General features: G+C 38.5%; 15 protein-coding genes and 2 riboswitches. Of the genes, 2 read left to right on the plus strand and 13 right to left on the minus strand.

Annotated elements, in window-relative coordinates; genetic code table 11:
- Position 1 precedes the first annotated feature (1 nt).
- Complete coding sequence (locus IGI67_RS04660) at positions 2-424, minus strand: GrdX family protein (protein WP_429956908.1); 423 nt, start codon at positions 422-424, stop codon at positions 2-4.
- A gap of 57 nt (positions 425-481) precedes the next feature.
- A riboswitch (glycine riboswitch) is annotated at positions 482-556 on the minus strand.
- A 1-nt stretch (position 557) separates the two neighbouring features.
- A riboswitch (glycine riboswitch) is annotated at positions 558-662 on the minus strand.
- A gap of 366 nt (positions 663-1028) precedes the next feature.
- On the opposite strand from IGI67_RS04660, the gene IGI67_RS04665 reads away from it, so the two are divergent.
- A complete protein-coding gene (locus IGI67_RS04665; protein ID WP_429956909.1) occupies positions 1029-1724 on the plus strand; it encodes a DUF1003 domain-containing protein in 696 nt (231 codons plus the stop codon).
- 125 nt (positions 1725-1849) lie between these two features.
- Here the strand turns inward: IGI67_RS04665 and IGI67_RS04670 are convergent, their stop codons facing one another.
- From IGI67_RS04670 to IGI67_RS04705, 8 genes are all read right to left on the minus strand, one after another.
- On the minus strand, positions 1850-2785 hold the full coding sequence (locus IGI67_RS04670; RefSeq protein WP_429956910.1) for a phosphotransferase family protein: 936 nt from the start codon (positions 2783-2785) through the stop codon (positions 1850-1852).
- 334 nt (positions 2786-3119) lie between these two features.
- The gene (locus IGI67_RS04675) at positions 3120-3962 is read right to left on the minus strand and encodes a sialate O-acetylesterase (RefSeq protein WP_429956911.1); all 843 of its coding nucleotides are present in this window, start codon (positions 3960-3962) and stop codon (positions 3120-3122) included.
- Positions 3963-4088: 126 nt separating this feature from the next.
- Complete coding sequence (locus IGI67_RS04680; RefSeq protein WP_429956912.1) at positions 4089-5111, minus strand: ABC transporter permease; 1023 nt, start codon at positions 5109-5111, stop codon at positions 4089-4091.
- Between the two features lies 1 nt (position 5112).
- Complete coding sequence (locus tag IGI67_RS04685; RefSeq protein WP_429956913.1) at positions 5113-6108, minus strand: ABC transporter permease; 996 nt, start codon at positions 6106-6108, stop codon at positions 5113-5115.
- Entirely contained in the window at positions 6105-6953 is an 849-nt protein-coding gene (locus IGI67_RS04690; RefSeq protein ID WP_429956914.1) for an ABC transporter ATP-binding protein, read from the minus strand. Before IGI67_RS04690 ends, IGI67_RS04685 begins: the two co-directional genes overlap by 4 nt.
- Positions 6954-7225: 272 nt before the next feature.
- Positions 7226-8239 (minus strand): HAMP domain-containing sensor histidine kinase, encoded by a 1014-nt coding sequence (locus tag IGI67_RS04695; RefSeq protein ID WP_429956915.1) that lies wholly within the window; start codon positions 8237-8239, stop codon positions 7226-7228.
- Positions 8232-8912 (minus strand): response regulator transcription factor, encoded by a 681-nt coding sequence (locus IGI67_RS04700; protein WP_429956916.1) that lies wholly within the window; start codon positions 8910-8912, stop codon positions 8232-8234. Before IGI67_RS04700 ends, IGI67_RS04695 begins: the two co-directional genes overlap by 8 nt.
- Positions 8913-9069: 157 nt before the next feature.
- Entirely contained in the window at positions 9070-9537 is a 468-nt protein-coding gene (locus tag IGI67_RS04705; protein ID WP_429956917.1) for a PTS sugar transporter subunit IIA, read from the minus strand.
- Positions 9538-9660: 123 nt separating this feature from the next.
- Between IGI67_RS04705 and IGI67_RS04710 the strand changes: the two genes are divergently transcribed.
- Positions 9661-10386 (plus strand): MurR/RpiR family transcriptional regulator, encoded by a 726-nt coding sequence (locus IGI67_RS04710; protein ID WP_429956918.1) that lies wholly within the window; start codon positions 9661-9663, stop codon positions 10384-10386.
- Here IGI67_RS04710 and IGI67_RS04715 read toward each other — a convergent pair.
- From IGI67_RS04715 to IGI67_RS04730, 4 genes are all read right to left on the minus strand, one after another.
- On the minus strand, positions 10383-11759 hold the full coding sequence (locus IGI67_RS04715; protein WP_429956919.1) for a gluconokinase: 1377 nt from the start codon (positions 11757-11759) through the stop codon (positions 10383-10385). The genes IGI67_RS04710 and IGI67_RS04715 overlap by 4 nt on opposite strands.
- Entirely contained in the window at positions 11756-12655 is a 900-nt protein-coding gene (gnd, locus tag IGI67_RS04720) for a phosphogluconate dehydrogenase (NAD(+)-dependent, decarboxylating) (protein ID WP_429956920.1), read from the minus strand. The genes IGI67_RS04715 and gnd overlap by 4 nt, the downstream gene beginning before the upstream one ends.
- Positions 12656-12736: 81 nt before the next feature.
- Positions 12737-14068: a 6-phospho-alpha-glucosidase gene (locus IGI67_RS04725; protein ID WP_429958607.1), complete on the minus strand. Its 1332-nt coding sequence runs from the start codon at positions 14066-14068 to the stop codon at positions 12737-12739.
- A gap of 2 nt (positions 14069-14070) precedes the next feature.
- Positions 14071-15684, minus strand: coding sequence for a PTS transporter subunit EIIC (locus IGI67_RS04730; RefSeq protein ID WP_429956921.1), 1614 nt, complete (start codon positions 15682-15684; stop codon positions 14071-14073).
- Positions 15685-15779: the final 95 nt, after the last annotated feature.

The raw sequence follows: 15779 nt of genomic DNA on the forward strand, positions 1-15779 counted from the left end.
ATTATTGACCCACCCCCATTCTCTCCAACGTACTTTGCGCGATATAAAAATCTACAAAAGAAAAATCTTCGAGCACTGCTAAGGACCAATTAGGGCGCTGCTTATTCTTGATAAATTTTTTGTAGACAGCTATCGCTGATTCAATATATTCTAAACTCTCAATATCGATATATTGAGAATTGGTCTCTGAAGCAAAGATCGTTTTATAATACGTCTCATTTGGTTTAATACTGCCGCTCAATGGATGTGACAACAGACAAATATGATCATCGATAATTTGCTTCTTAACTACATTTAACACATCTCCATATTCCGCATCTTCTAAAAAAAGCATGACACCAATTTGTCCTAGTTTTTCCTTCACCATTGGATTGTTTGTTATAACGATCATTTCACCAACCGCCTTTTTCAATTGTGCTTTCATTCACATGATTGCCTTTAGAAACCATAAAAAAGAAGACAACAACACACTGTGCCATTGTCCTCTGTTACTAGCCTGAGAGATTCTCCCCTTGAAGGGGATTGCTCCTTCGGCGCATTTCTGCTCTCCAGAGTATCATCCAATTACGGTCCGGTTACCTGAGATGTTCATTGTAAAATCAGCAAAGTTTACAATTTATACCTTCGGTGGCAATAAAATTGCACTCTCCCGCAATTTTCTTTTGATTTATTTGGAAACGCTTTCTTTCAATTAGATAGTAACAAGCCAACTAAAAAAATACAACCCAACCTTTAAATATTTCTAGGTTAAATGGCAAACTTCTCACAAAGTAAAAAAAAGCTGCTTCCTCTATTTATCATATTGCTCTAATAGCTCAATTTTTTTGAGCTTACGTCCACAAATTATTTATAAGCCTAAAAAACTATCAATTAAATAAACATTGATTTTGGCTGCTTCAAGTAATCAAAAAAGAAAAAATCTTTTTCAAAGAGGTTTTGATCGAGTTTTTCTTTTCTTCGTTTTGTAAGCATTTCTCAATCAGAAGATCCAGCAACGTGCTATGATTAAAAGAAAAGCAGGTGATTTTTTGATAAACGAGCGATCAGAGCAAGTTTTCAACATTTCTGAGCTAGATCAGGAGCTTCAGAAATTTATTTTGAGAATGGACACAAACCTGACAATAAAATCCACTATTTCCTATATGATGTTGTTAGATTTTCGTTCTCAACATATCAACGAATTGCTAAAAAATGAGATCGTCACCTCAAAGCAATTCGATCATGAATTGAAGGTTAAGATTCGTACACAACAAGTTCACATAAAGAATGTCAATGATTCATTAAAAACGAAAGAAACTTTTGGTCAGAAAGTAGCAGATGGTATCGCAAAGTTTGGCGGAAGCTGGACTTTTATAATTATCTTTATCCTCGTCTTGGCAGCTTGGATTACATTAAATACCTTTCCCTTATTTTTCGGACCATTTGATAAGTTTCCTTATATATTGTTGAACTTGGCCTTATCATGTTTGGCTGCCATTCAAGCGCCAATCATACTAATGAGTCAAAATCGCCAGACTGAGCGTGATCGCGTCGAGGCGGATAATGACTATGAGGTAAATATAAAATCAGAAGTCGAAATTCATCTGCTTCATGAAAAAATAGATTATTTGATGGATTTAAAATGGCAGCATCTGATTGAACTGCAACAATTACAAATTGATCTTTTGCAGGAATTAACTCGACAGAACCAAATGATTCTACAAAAAGATAAAAGCAATACTTAGTCAGTCAAATAGCCCGATAAATTCTTATGTCACAGAAATTTATCGGGCATTTAGAAAAAAGCAACCTGTCAATTGATTTTTTTTAGCAATGATATAAGTCACATTATAGTGACTGCGAGTTCTTTTTAAAGATAATACATTGTTTTATCTTCCAATAAAATATTCTCTTTAAATCCCTTCAACCCAGTCTTAATTTCAGCAACGCTATCTTCAAAAAGATCAGTCATTCCAAATTCTTTACCTAAATAAACATTTTCCAGTTGATTGTAAAATTCAGTGAAAGCTAATTTATTTTCTATATCCTTTGAATCCATACCATAATAATCCAGTATTCTTCCAACAAACTCTTGGTCAAAACCTTCCTCATAATCATACATCAAACAGACAAACTCCATATCACGATCATAAAGCGCGATATCACCAAAATCGATCAGACCACAAATTTTATCAGAAACTGGATCATAGTAAACATTACTCGCTCCAAAATCATTATGGATCAGGCATTTGTTGTAGTGAAACTCTTGCTTTAACAATTTGTCATAAACTTCGTCTATTTCTTGTTTAACAGACTCATTTAAAAGTGGATACGCGGCTTCTTTGATGACCTCATACTCATAGGCAGCTTTCGTATTTTTGTTTACTTCAAGATTATTGACTTGTGTCTTCCATTCAATCCTGTGCAATGCTTTAAAAAATGCTGCCAGCTCTTTAGCCATTTCCTCTTTCCGATCATCCGTGAGAGTTGCCAAAATCTCAGCATCTAAAGGGACCCCTTCGATTTTTTCTTGAGCTATAAATTTCAGTTGATTTGGCTGCTCAGACTTTCCAACATAACAAATCTCAGGAACCTTTAACGGGACTTGATCTTTTATTTCTCTCAATACGAGAGCTTCCTTATAAAGATTCTTTGCTGCTCTAATGTGGCGAGGAAACTTAAAAACATAAGCGTCATTAAGCAAAAAAGCCTCGCTGTCAAAACCAGTTCCTAAATATCTCAAGTCTTCGATGATTAATCCAGGATATTCTTGTTTGATCTGTTTCATCGCTTCTACTTTATTCATTGGTCACCTCTTATTTTTTGGTCGAGTCCTAAATGGCAAATATAATAATCTTCTAAACTGAAAAACTCGATAATCATTCTTTTAATGCCAGTATTCATTAACCAATCATACATGGAAAATTTTATGGCGGCTACCTTGAGTTAAGCAGAACTCATAAAAAAAGCTCACAAAAATGTTCTTGTGAGCTGCACCCAATATTCAGCTAATCGTTCTTGGAACCATCTTAAGTTGACTTTATGATGACGTTTTGTATATCTCATCATTCACATGCTTAGGCGATTGTCATACACGACCAATGAAGAGGTTTTTCCTCAATATTTGGCTGTTTTTTCTTTTACTTAGTTATTTCAGCAAATTTTTTCATGAACGTTTGATAATCCAGCTTGCCCAGAGCAAAATTGCGACTTAATAAATAGATTTTTTCATTTGTTGTTGTTTCTCGACCATAAATCCTGCTAAGCTGTTCATCTTCATTTCCTAAAGCATGAGCAACATTAATCCTTTTTTTAAATGCTTCATAGTATCGAATCCCAAACTGTCTCTGTGATTCAGCATTAATATGGATACCGTCTGGATTCGAAGCCAGATTTTCAGCGCTTACCAAATAAGAATTTTTGGTTTCCTTCACAACCGTCTGGATCTCACGATTGATCTCTTTAAACTCTATTGCACTTAATCCAAAGCCGCTTTTTCCAAGAAAGTCTGGCAGTTCACCAACAATGATCGGCAATTCTGGTAAGCTAAGGGCTTGTCGAAAATGACCAAAAACTGCTTTCAGTTTTTCTGCGTAACCCTTATATTGCCCGTTTAAACTGTCATTTTCTCCTTGATGCCATAATATTCCAATTAATTCGCTAGTTTCCATCGCAAATTTTGCCTCACTAAGTGCATGTCTGGCCAACACCTGGCCCTCTGCCCACTCATCAATCGAGCTGCCACCTTCAGCACAAGGGATCAAACCCAGCTTTTCAGCTTGATGATCCTGTGCCCAGGCTGCCGCAAAAGAGGCTGCTGGGCCGATGCCTGCTACTTCGCGGTCATTATGAAGTGGTTCTGCCATCATCTGCCACCGGCCATTACGCAAAACCTCAATATTTTCATTATAAATTGCTGGAACATCATTTAAATAACCACGTCCAGCCATATTCGACTGACCAATCAATAAAAAAGACTTCATTATTCTTCTCCTTAATTTCAATACTTCGCATACTATAGTCTAATTAGCCTATAGCGTCAATAATTAGTTCTTCCAATAGAGATTGAAATTAATCGGAGAAGTCCAACCAGTCATGATTTTAGATTTTCAGAGATTCGTTCCTTCTTCATCTTTTTTCCGTTCGCTGATTCTCAAATAGAGCGCTAGCCCAAATAGACAATGTAAGAACAAAACCACGACATATATGCTCATCGATTTTGTTTCCCCATTTATCAAATCTGTTAGCCCATAAAATGTCGCACTCGAAGGTATAAGATACGAAACAGTTCTAAAACTACTTTTTTCTGACGTCATTAGATAGAAGAGGATCGGAGGAGCAATAAACAAAATCATTACTATCTTAATATAGGCAATGCCAGCCATCATATTAGTTGAAAACTGGCCGATAAATAATCCTAATAAGGCAGCGACAAAAGCGGATAGAACGATTAGCACGAATAGCGGTAAAATATTTTTAACCTCACCTCGAATGCAAATAAACGCTGTGATAATCGTAGAGACTGTTGCACCGCAGAAACCTATGAAAATTTTTTGTTTGAGATATTCAGTTTTGCTTATTGGTAGTATTTTGTTAATCTGTGAGATACCGTCCTCTTTTTCTCCAATGATACTCATCGCATTGAAGGTACAGCCCATGAACATAGCAGTCACCATCGTAATTACGATCAATAATGATTTTATCCATTCCGTGTCTCCCGATGCTGGACGAATAGTGACAGTCGAGATAGCAGGATTCTTACTCTCAGAATACATTTGTGATAAATGAGCCGCTAGATCCTTATACAATGTCCATTCATCTCCAGAAAGGATTGTCTTGATTTCATCTTCTTCAAGTGTAACCCCAATTAGTTGAGTTGCCGGATCCTTCACTGCTTTATCTAAAGCAGTGCGATCCTTATATATAGTGACAGTACCAATTTTATCTAACCATTCTGCCATTTCCTTAGTTAAACTCCCTTCAACAATTCCGAATGAAGTCTCCCCAACAGTAGAGAAATTAACGTCTGAAAAGCGGTTCACAGCAAATCCGAAAATTATGGGCAGCAGAAAGGTCAAGAGACACAGTTTATCCCTCCGAATATTTTTTAACTGATAAATCATCCCTTTCATTCTACCCCTCCTTAACCATTTCCTGTGATAGTACTTTTCTAGCCAACAGAAACAGCAAAATTATAATAAGCAAACAAACGCCATAATAGATATTACTTGCTGCAGTCACTTGAAAATAGGCATTCTTCATAGCCATAAATAAGTGATACAGCGGATGGTAATGAATCCAATTCCATGTCATTCCTGTTTGTCCGGCTAAAAAAACAGGTGTCGTAACAAAAACAGCAAGGACTAAATACAATAAAGAAAATTGCTTGAAGTCTGGTAAGCGAATCGCACAAATAATTCCAATGAGAGTCATAATTAGCGACATAATCGTTGTTTGGAGTAAAACGGCTGGAATTACTCCAAAGCCCTCCAAATGACCAAGATTGATCACTGTCAGCAAATAAGCAAACAGATTGTCAGCTGCAAGGAACAGGAACAATTTAGATAAAATAAACAAGCTTTTTGAGATTGGCATCACGCCATGGATTCGAATGACCCCCATATGCTTTTCCTTAAAGATGATCGAAGCAATTCCTAAAAAACCGACTGCAGCTAACTCAAAAAATAGAAACTCGCTGGTTATTTCTCGCCGATTTTTCATGTCTTTATTGTTACGCCCAATTTCTTGTACTGCAGGAGGCTTTTCATCAGTCAGCAGTGCTAAAGCATACGCCGCTCGAATAGTATCAATGCGAGCTCTGCCTGATGAATCCATTATTAGCCGAGGCTTCGAACCTGCAGCATTCACTCCTATTGCCTCTCCCTCAGTTGTTTGCTTCTTCAACTCCTCTAAACTTTTGACCTCCGTCACTTTTTTAGAGGGCGCAGAAATTTTGTTATTTGGATCATAAAGAAAAACAGGATAGGCTTTTTGATCAAGGTTGACATATACAAATTGAATATAGCAGGAATACAACAGTAAGGACCCCAAAGCTAATAGAAAAAATTTGCCAGATAGCATCATTTTGAAATCTTTTTTCAGCAGTGTGAAAAGAGAACTGATCATCATGATAACCGCCTTCCTGTATACTGGATAAAGATTTCTTCCATCGTCGGTTCTTGGGAATGAATACTCAGGATTTGATCATGAGGAAAATTCAGACTCTGATCTAATGTATTTATTTTGAGCGTTTTACTCTTTCTTTTCTTGTCCAATGTATACTCTATCGTTACCTGATGTTTACTGTTATGCTCTTTCAAATGCTTTGGCGCATCTATCACCGCGATACTCCCCTCCACAACGAAAGCCACTCGGTCACAGAGAAGCTCAGCATCCATCATATTATGGGTAGTAAGAAAAACGGTTGTTCCTTTTTTCCGCTCCTCCTCTATAATATTTCGAAATAGTACTGCACCAGATGGATCCAAGCCGCTCGTTGGTTCATCTAAAAACAAAAGGTCCGGACTAGTCATCAACGCTCTGGCCATACTTACCCGTTGCCGCATTCCTTTAGAGTACGAGGAGACAGGCTTGTGCAGATAGTCTTTTTTGAATTCTAAACGTTCTAGCAATGCCGATATATCTTGTATTTGATCCTTTGGATAAAATGAAGAAAAATAGTTTAGATTATCTAACGCACTTAAGTTAGCGTATAAATAGGGAAATTCGAAAAGCACTCCGATTCGTTGGAAAAATTTCTTGTTTGTTCGGTAGGCCATATCTTGACTAAATAGAGACACCTCTCCGCCATAATTTTTCAAAATACCGCTAAGTATCTTTTGAGTCGTTGATTTTCCTGAACCATTCGGGCCTAAAAAACCAAAAATTTCTCCTTCACCTACTTTAAAATCCAAGCCATGAAGCGTTTGTTTATTTTTTCCATACGAAAAAGTCAGCTCCTTTACTTCAATCATTATTCGTCTCCCCACCTATCATTCTGATTACCCTTTTTTTGTCTTCCTGACCACCAATTTATGAACTTGATCTTTAAGGGCAGTGAAAGCAAAAAGATGACGGCAAAAATTATCCACCAATACCAAGCTAATCCTAGAAACATCGTAATTCCTCCAGTCTGATTGATCGCTTTTATAGTCCTAACTGTACGACTCTCTTGTAAAGCTGCTGTAAAGATGGGATGAAGGCAATGTAAAAAGCCGTACCTGATTAAAGTACGACTTTCCTTAAATTATTGATTATTATCTATAGGAAGTGAAAAATAAAATTCCACACCAGCAGTCCGATTATTGAAACCAAAATCAGCTTGATGCATGGTAAGTATTTGCGCAGCAATAGTCAGTCCCAATCCTGATCCGCTCTTATTTTCCTCGCCTTTGCTGCGCTGAAATTTATTCCAACTGTCACTAGAAACATTCGGGCCATCATTATAAATTAAAAAATGGGCATTGCCTTTTAAGGTTGTCAGTTCAATGTGGATTTTGCCGGAATCTGTCACAAATTTTTTAGCATTACTCATAAAATTGTGGAGAACTTGTCTCATTCGTTTTTGATCAGCGATGATAAAAATTGGCTGCTCCGGAAGCGAGTAGCTTAGTTCAAAATAGGTTGTCCTACTATCGATAAATTCTCGACCAGCAATCGCTTCTACTAATTCTACTAAATCAAACGATTCAACAGATAGACTCGTAGATCCTGCTTCTAATGCAGATAAATCTAACAAGTCATTTATCATTTCTGCCATTTTCTCTGTTTCTTCAATGATTGTTTGCCGGTAGCTTTCCTCTTGCTCTGGCGTGGCCTCGCCTAATCCTTCAGAATAGGCACGGATCACTCCGAGTGGTGTCTTTAGCTCATGTGACAATGTGTCTGCTAAATCTTTACGCTGTTCAAGCGCGTGCGTTAGATTACGAGCAGTTTTATTCAAATTATTCGCTAATGTTCCCAGTTCATCATTCGTGTGGATTTTACATGGCTGTGAAAAATCTAAGTCCGCCATTCGCTGAGCTGCTTCACTTATTTCATGGACTGGGCGCGAAACGACTTTACGTAATATCGCGTCCCAGCTTACTATCAAAACAATTAGTAATACAACAAAAATAATATCTCTCATCCACCCGCCAAAAGCAGAGGAAATAATATACGACAAAAGACAACCGCCAATCACTAGTTTTGATAAAAAGAATACCTTTTTATTTATTAAATAGATAGAATACCATTTATTTCCTCTAGTTTGTTCAGCCATCACTATTCACCTCGAATTTGTAGCCAGATCGAATCAATGTCACAATAGCTTGTCCCTGTGTACCAAGCTTTTGCCGAAGATTCTTAACGTGGACATCTACAGTCCGGGTGGTCCCCTCGAAATCATATCCCCAAACTCGATTAAGCAGTTGTTCCCTAGAGAAAACCTGTTTAGGATTTTGCATGAATAACAATAAAAGCTCATATTCAGTATGGGTCAATTCAATCGATCGCCCTGCAACCCTTACCTCGCGAGCCAAAGGATCAAGGATGATTTGCCCTGCCTCAAATAAACTTCCCGTCTCTTCTCCACGTCCAGTTCTATTTAATAGCGCTCTTACCTTTGCCATCAGAACGTTTGGACTAAATGGTTTCGTCACATAATCATCCGCCCCTAATTGATAACCGTATAGCTTATCTGATTCATCAACCTTTGCAGTTAGAAAAATAATCGGCAGATCACTGATCTCGCGAGCTTGTTTACATACGAGGTAGCCATCCACTGTTGGCATCATGATATCCAAAATCATTAGATCAACCACATTATTTTTTAGTGCCATCAATGCCTCTACTCCGTCATCAGCTAAAAGAACCGAATGATCGTTCTTTCTAGCATAATCAGCAAGAATTGTTTGGATTTGTTTTTCATCTTCTGCGATCAATATCGTTGCCATTGGCAATCACTCCTCCGAAACCTGCGATTTTAAGTAACCGTATCTTCAATTTATTTTATCACAAAGAAATTCTAAGTAAGAAGGTCTTTTCACTTAACAGAAACCAACGACGAAAAATTATAAAAAAAACTCCTTATGAAAAGGAGTTCTAAAAAAATCACTCAAGGGTGGCAGCAACTTCTCCAACTTGTCTAGTTCCCAAATTGATCGCTAACTTTTTGTCTTTCATTTCTGGTAAAACCACGATCACAATATCATCTTTGTCATTTTTTGCTAAAAATGCTAAATCTACTTGAACTAATGGATCACCTGCTTTTACTTTCTGCCCTTCTTGAATGATTGAACTGAAGCCACCGCCATTCAATTCTACAGTATCCAATCCAATATGGATCAATACATCTAATCCATCTTCGGTTTCCATCGTCAGTGCATGCAGCGTTGGAAAAATAGATTTGATCCTTCCTTTTACTGGGGCACAGATTTTTCCATCGGACGGTTTGACTGCGAAGCCTTCACCCATCATTTTTCCACTAAAAACGGGATCGTTCACTTCTTTCAAGCCAACTACCATTCCATTTACCGGTGTCATGATTTCGTTAATTTTGCTTTTGAATAATCCAAACATTTGTTGCGCTCCTCTCTGTATTGTCTTAAAATTTTTCTTCATCCTACGAATGAGCTTATTTCTTTTACTGTTAGTGTATAATACGAAAGTAAGGATTTCATTATTTTATTAGGAGGTGTGGGAATGGATCTCGAATTGGTTACTAAAGGAAAACAATTATCCGACAATGACCTTACGATCTTGACTTACTTAGCCGCTCATGTAAACGAATTGGAGGGCGTTTCACTTAGAAAAATCGCCGCCACACTCTATACTTCTCCAGCGACAATCGTGCGCTTGGCCCAAAAAATGGATTTTTCTGGATATTTAGAGCTATTTTACTTTTTAAAAAATCAATACCGACCACAAAATCAATTCGTCGAGGCAACAGTCGATATTTCAATTCCTACAGATAAAATCGCGCCTTCTATTCAAGCTATGAAACAAATCTATCAGAAAAACCAAGAAAAGTTTATCACGATTTACGCAACCGGGTTTTCGAGCATGATTGCAGAATACCTCTATAAGAAACTATTAGTCAATGGTATCAAAACGTTATTTGTCAATGCGGCCGATTCATCAGGGATTATCAATAATAATATTGATAATATCAGTATGCTGATTGTCATTTCTAAATCTGGCGAGACCCAAAAGGTCGTCGAAAAAATGCATTTTTCGAAGGACCATGGGATACCAACTATTCTATTTACTGGAAATAGTCAATCACGTGCAACAGAAGCCGCGTCAATCATTTTTGAAGTCACTGATGAGCGGCCATTAGACAGTCAAAATATCAAATACAATAGCTTTTTTGGTAAATTATTACTACTGATGGAATACATCGTCCAAGAGTTCACTAAGACGAACTAGTTAAAATAGTCTTGTGCAATCTGTTTATAGGCAGCATGCTTGATTGGATCGGGAATAAAGACTTGCTGACTCTCTTCTATCGTTAATTTCGGCTGCTCCAATAAATAGTACAAACCAAAAATTGGTTCGTTTTGCTGAGCATAGTAACATTTCACACCAAAAACATCTGCAGCGAGTTGTCCTAACGCCGCTGTTTGGAAAAAGCCCCCGCTAACTGAAAGCTCTTGATCTTTAGCAACCAGCTCTACTAATTGACGAATATTCAGCAACACCCCTTCAATCACACTTCGCAGCATATCATTTTTGGTATGCTGCAGTGTCAAATCATAAAATCCCCCTTTTAGATCATTATTCCAATAAGGTGCTCGTTCTCCATTTAAATAAGGCCAAAAGCGTAATCCATTGGCTCCCACTTCAGTTTCTGCCAGTAGCTCTGGTATTCGTTCATAAAATTTCGCTGGATTTCCGGCGAAATGGTTCGCTGCCCAAGCTAAAATGACTCCCCCATTATTTGAAGGTGCGCCGCTTATCAGCAGATCTTCCTTTAAATAGTAACAAAAATTTTGTTTCTTCTGATCCAATTGAATAGTTTTGGTCGTTTGACGAACTGCGGCACTTGTTCCAATCGTCAAACTTGCGGTTCTGCCGGTCGAATAATAGCTGGCATAGGCAGCCAAAGTTCCATCGCTGGCACCAATAACGACATGAGGATTATTGGAAAATCCAAACAAATCACATCTATTAGGCAGCATTCTATACTCTTGATTGGTATCAGCCAGCTCCGCTAATTGCTCTTCCTTGATGCCTAAAAAATCAAGAATTTCTCCACTCCACTGTTTTTCTCGCAAATCAAAAAGTCCAGTGGCAGAAGCTGTAGCATAATCAATGATCGGTTTTCCAGTAAAGTACTCCATCAGCAATTCTTTGATTCCATACCAATGAATGTCTTTTGGATAGCTTGTTGATTCTTGAAAATACAATAGCTTCGCAAATGTCGACATCGCATGAATCGGTGTACCCGAAATTTCATAGAAATGCGAGGCTAAATCCGTTTGCTTAAATCCTTCAATACTTTCCGCGGCTTGAAGATCCGACCATAAAAAGAGTTGATTTCTGCCATCAGCAGGCATTATGCTGTGCATCGCCGTACTGAAGCTAATCAATGTGACTTGCTGACGTATTTTTTCAGGTATCGCTAGAATCCCTGCTTGCAAAATCGTTAAAAGCTCAGTCCCATTTTGATACTTAATCTGATCATCTCCGTAAGTTTGCAGCGGCAACTCACCCGAATAAAGCAGCTCGTTCTTTTGGATCACTCCTAATTTAATCGCTGTTGTACCAACATCTATTCCTAAAAATACTGACAAAATCATTCATCCTTTACAATGGCATGTCCGCCGAACTGATTGCGCAATAATGCGACAAGTTTCTCACTTATCTTATCACAATCCTCTGAAGCAAAGCGCGTCATAAGCGATTGAGTAATCACCGGTAGGTTCACTCTTAATCGCAACGCTTCCTCAACTGTCCATTTTCCTTCACCTGAAGAAGGGATAATCCCTGCTACTTCAGCCATTTCGCCATGTTCTTGATAGATTTTTTCCACTAGTGCCATCAGCCAAGAACGAATCACTGACCCATGATTAAAAACGTGAGCCACTTCAGCCATTTTGTAGTCGTAAGGACTATGATGCAATAAATTAAAACCTTCACCAATCGATTGCATCATCCCGTATTCAATACCATTATGAACCATCTTAAGGTAATGGCCGCTGCCTGCCGGTCCAGTATGAATGAACCCATTTTCAACACACAAATCAGTAAACAACGATCTTAAATTATTAAAAATCGACTGCTCACCTCCTATCATCATACAAGCACCATGCCTAGCTCCCTCCACACCACCTGATGTTCCCACATCAATGAAATGAATTCCCTTTGCCTGACAATATTCGTAGTTGTTTAGACTATCTTGATAATGAGAGTTTCCAGCTTCAATCAGAATATCGCCTTCACTTAACTTATTAGCTGTATCCATGACCGTATTATTAGTTAAATCTCCTGCTGGAAGCATCAGCCAGACGATCTGTCTGTCCATTTTGTTTGCTAACAGGCTATCGATATCAGGATAAAAGTCCCCGCCCATTTCTAATAAAGCGTTACCAACGTTAGGATCAATATCAAAGCCCTTTACCTGATACCGATGCCTTAATAAATTCTCAGCAATCCCCATGCCCATTTTTCCTAAACCGATCATTGCGATCTCCATCATCATTCCTCCTACTATTTTTGAAAAAAGGAACATAACAACACCTATTCATTGAATCGCTGCTGTTATGTCCTTTAAAATTTAATGTAATTCTGGCCAAGTATCTCCATTTTCGATAATTAAGTCATCCAATAGTTCCTTAGCGACCTGTGCACTTGGCACTGTTTTAGATAAGGTCAAAGCCTGCCACATTTTTTGATAACTTTTTTCCACATATGCTTCGACAACTAATTTTTCAACAGTAACTTGCTGGAACATCAGCGCTTGCTGAAAAGCTGGAATTTTTCCTTGAGCTAAAGCTTCGGGGCCATCTGTTCCAACAATACATGGAACCTCCACCATTGCATCGTCAGGAAAATTAGCGATTGCACCATTGTTTTCGACGATCATCACCATGCGTTCATGCGTATTAAAAGTGATCGCCCGCGCTAAATCAACAATAAATGTAGCATGCGCGTCTATTTCAAAAGCAATGCCCTCTGCAGAACCATTCGCAATAATTTGACGCGCGTGATCAAAAACGTTCTTTTCCCGCCCCTGCATTACTTCATTTGCCCGTGTAAATTCTGGATGATCCTTCATGTGTTCAAAAACATAATCCGGATACAAGTAATATTTCAAGTACGTATTTGGCAAGTATTCCGGCGTTACCGCTAAAATATCTTTTGCTTTCTTATGTGTTTCCTGCCAGCTTGGATCTGTATGCTGAGTATCGACTTCGATTTGAGTCAAATAGCCATGTTCAGAGACATAGTTACGAATTTGATCAATGTATTCATGACCTGCTTTATCTTTGACACTAGTCCACCAACCAAAATGATTTAAGCCAAAATAGCGAACCTCTAATTCTTCCGGTGTTTTTCCTACAATCTGCGACATGCGGCGTAAGGTTCCTACAGGCATATCACAAATATTCAAAACTTTTGAATCTGGCCGCAATACTCGACAAGCCTCTGCCACGATCGCTGCAGGATTAGAATAATTCAACATCCAGCATTCAGGGGAATATTTTTCCATGTAATCGATAATCTCCAGCATTCCCGTAATACTACGCATACCATAGGCGATCCCGCCAGGACCACAAGTCTCTTGACCAAAGACTCCGTGGCGCAAAGGAACCTTTTCATCCTTCTCACGCATCGCATATTTTCCTACACGAATATGCGCCATACAAAAATCAACATCCGTAAAGGCCGTTTCCGGGTCTGTCGTATAGATAAAATCAATCTCAGGGGCTTGTTCCTTCAACAAAATCTCTAGGGCCTCGCCTAAAATTCCTTGTCGATCCCCATCATTGTCGTATAGCTTTAACGTTCTTAATGGAAAACGATCCAAATTATCCAACATCATCATAACGATCCCAGGAGTAAAGGTACTCCCTCCACCGGCAATTACTACTGAAAATTTCTTCATCACTATTCGTCTCCTCCACTGTCTCTACCTAAATATTTTTCGAGCTTTTCTCGAACTTGGGGTACGGTCAGTCCGTAAACTACATGCACATTTTCTCCATTACTGATAACACCTTTTGCTTGTGTCTGATCTTTGAGCAACCCCTCATTCACCAAAGCTGGATTTGCCAACTTCAAGCGTAAACGCGTATAACAATTATCGATTGTCTTGATATTTTCAGCACCGCCTAACCCCTCAACGATTTGTTTTGAGAATTCATCATCAGTGATTGGCGTTGCCATGACACCAGCATCTGGTACGCCTGATTTCTTCTCATTGTATTCTTTTTTCGAATAAAGCTTCGTTTCTTGATCATTATCTTCACGACCAACCGTTTTAAAATTGAACTTGACGATCAAGAAGCGGAAAATGAAATAGTAAATAAAGAAGAATGCGATGCCCACTAAGAGATAAATCGGCCAACGAGTCTTTTCCGTTCCCAGAGGAATATTATATAGCAGAAAGTCGATAAACCCATTCGGACCAATCGCTCGCGACCCCAAAATATTCAGTGCAACCATACTCAACCCGCTTAATGCTGAATGGATGACGAATAATGCCGGCGCCACAAACATAAATGAAAATTCAATTGGTTCAGTTACACCAGCGATAAATGATGTGACTACTGCTGGAATCAAGATGGCTTTTACCTTAAATTTATTTTCTGGCTTAGCCGTTTGATACATCGCTAAACAGGCACCGATCAAACCAAACATTTTTGATATTCCCCTTGCATCCCAAATCACACTTTGTGAAAGTACTTTGACCGCAGGATCAGCAATTTCGGCAAAATAAATATTCCTTGCACCTTCAAAGACTTGCCCACCGACATCTGCCACGCCACCAAGAGAGGTATATAAGAATGGTGTATAGATCAGATGATGCAACCCAGTCGGAATCAATAGACGCTCCAACGAGCCGTAGAGGAATATTCCAAAATTACCCGTCTTTTGAATAACGCCGCCTAGTCCATCAATGCCCTGCTGAATAACAGGCCAAATAAAGGAAAGGCCAATCGCTGCCAGTGCTAAGACTGGAATCAAAACGATAAAAACAAAACGTGCACCACCATATACTTGGAAAGCATTGTTAAAGGTGGTATCGATAAAACGATTGTGGATCACTGCTACAACAATTCCAAGAATGATTCCAAGAAAAACACCCATATCCAATACTTGGACACCTAAAACTAAGGTTTGACCAGACCCCTGGAGTTGTTCAGGTGCCACCAACATATCTCTTAGCTCCATAAATTTGTTCATTGCGTATAGGAAAACTAAATACCCGAGTAAAGCAGTGAAGGCCGCTTCCGCTTTTTTCTTATTCGCTAACCCTAAAGCAATTCCAACACAGAAAATAACTCCTAAATTCGTTAAGACTGGTAGTAATGCCGCAGACAAAATACTACCAAAGCCCATCGTGATTGGATTGTCCAAGAAGCCAAACGTTTCAATCAGCCGCGGATTAGTAAAAACGTTACCAATTGCGATCAAGATACCCGCTATCGGCAAGATTAGTACAGGAACAAACATTGCCTTCGAAAATTTTTGCATGCTATCCATGATTTTCGCTTTCATCTTTTTATCTCCTTTGTTTATGATGTGATTAGTATACGTGCCACAATTACAAAAATAAATAGATACCGCTTACAACTAAACTCGTTTCATGATTT

The organism is Enterococcus sp. AZ196, from assembly GCF_050498845.1.
GTDB lineage: Bacteria > Bacillota > Bacilli > Lactobacillales > Enterococcaceae > Enterococcus_A > Enterococcus_A murrayae.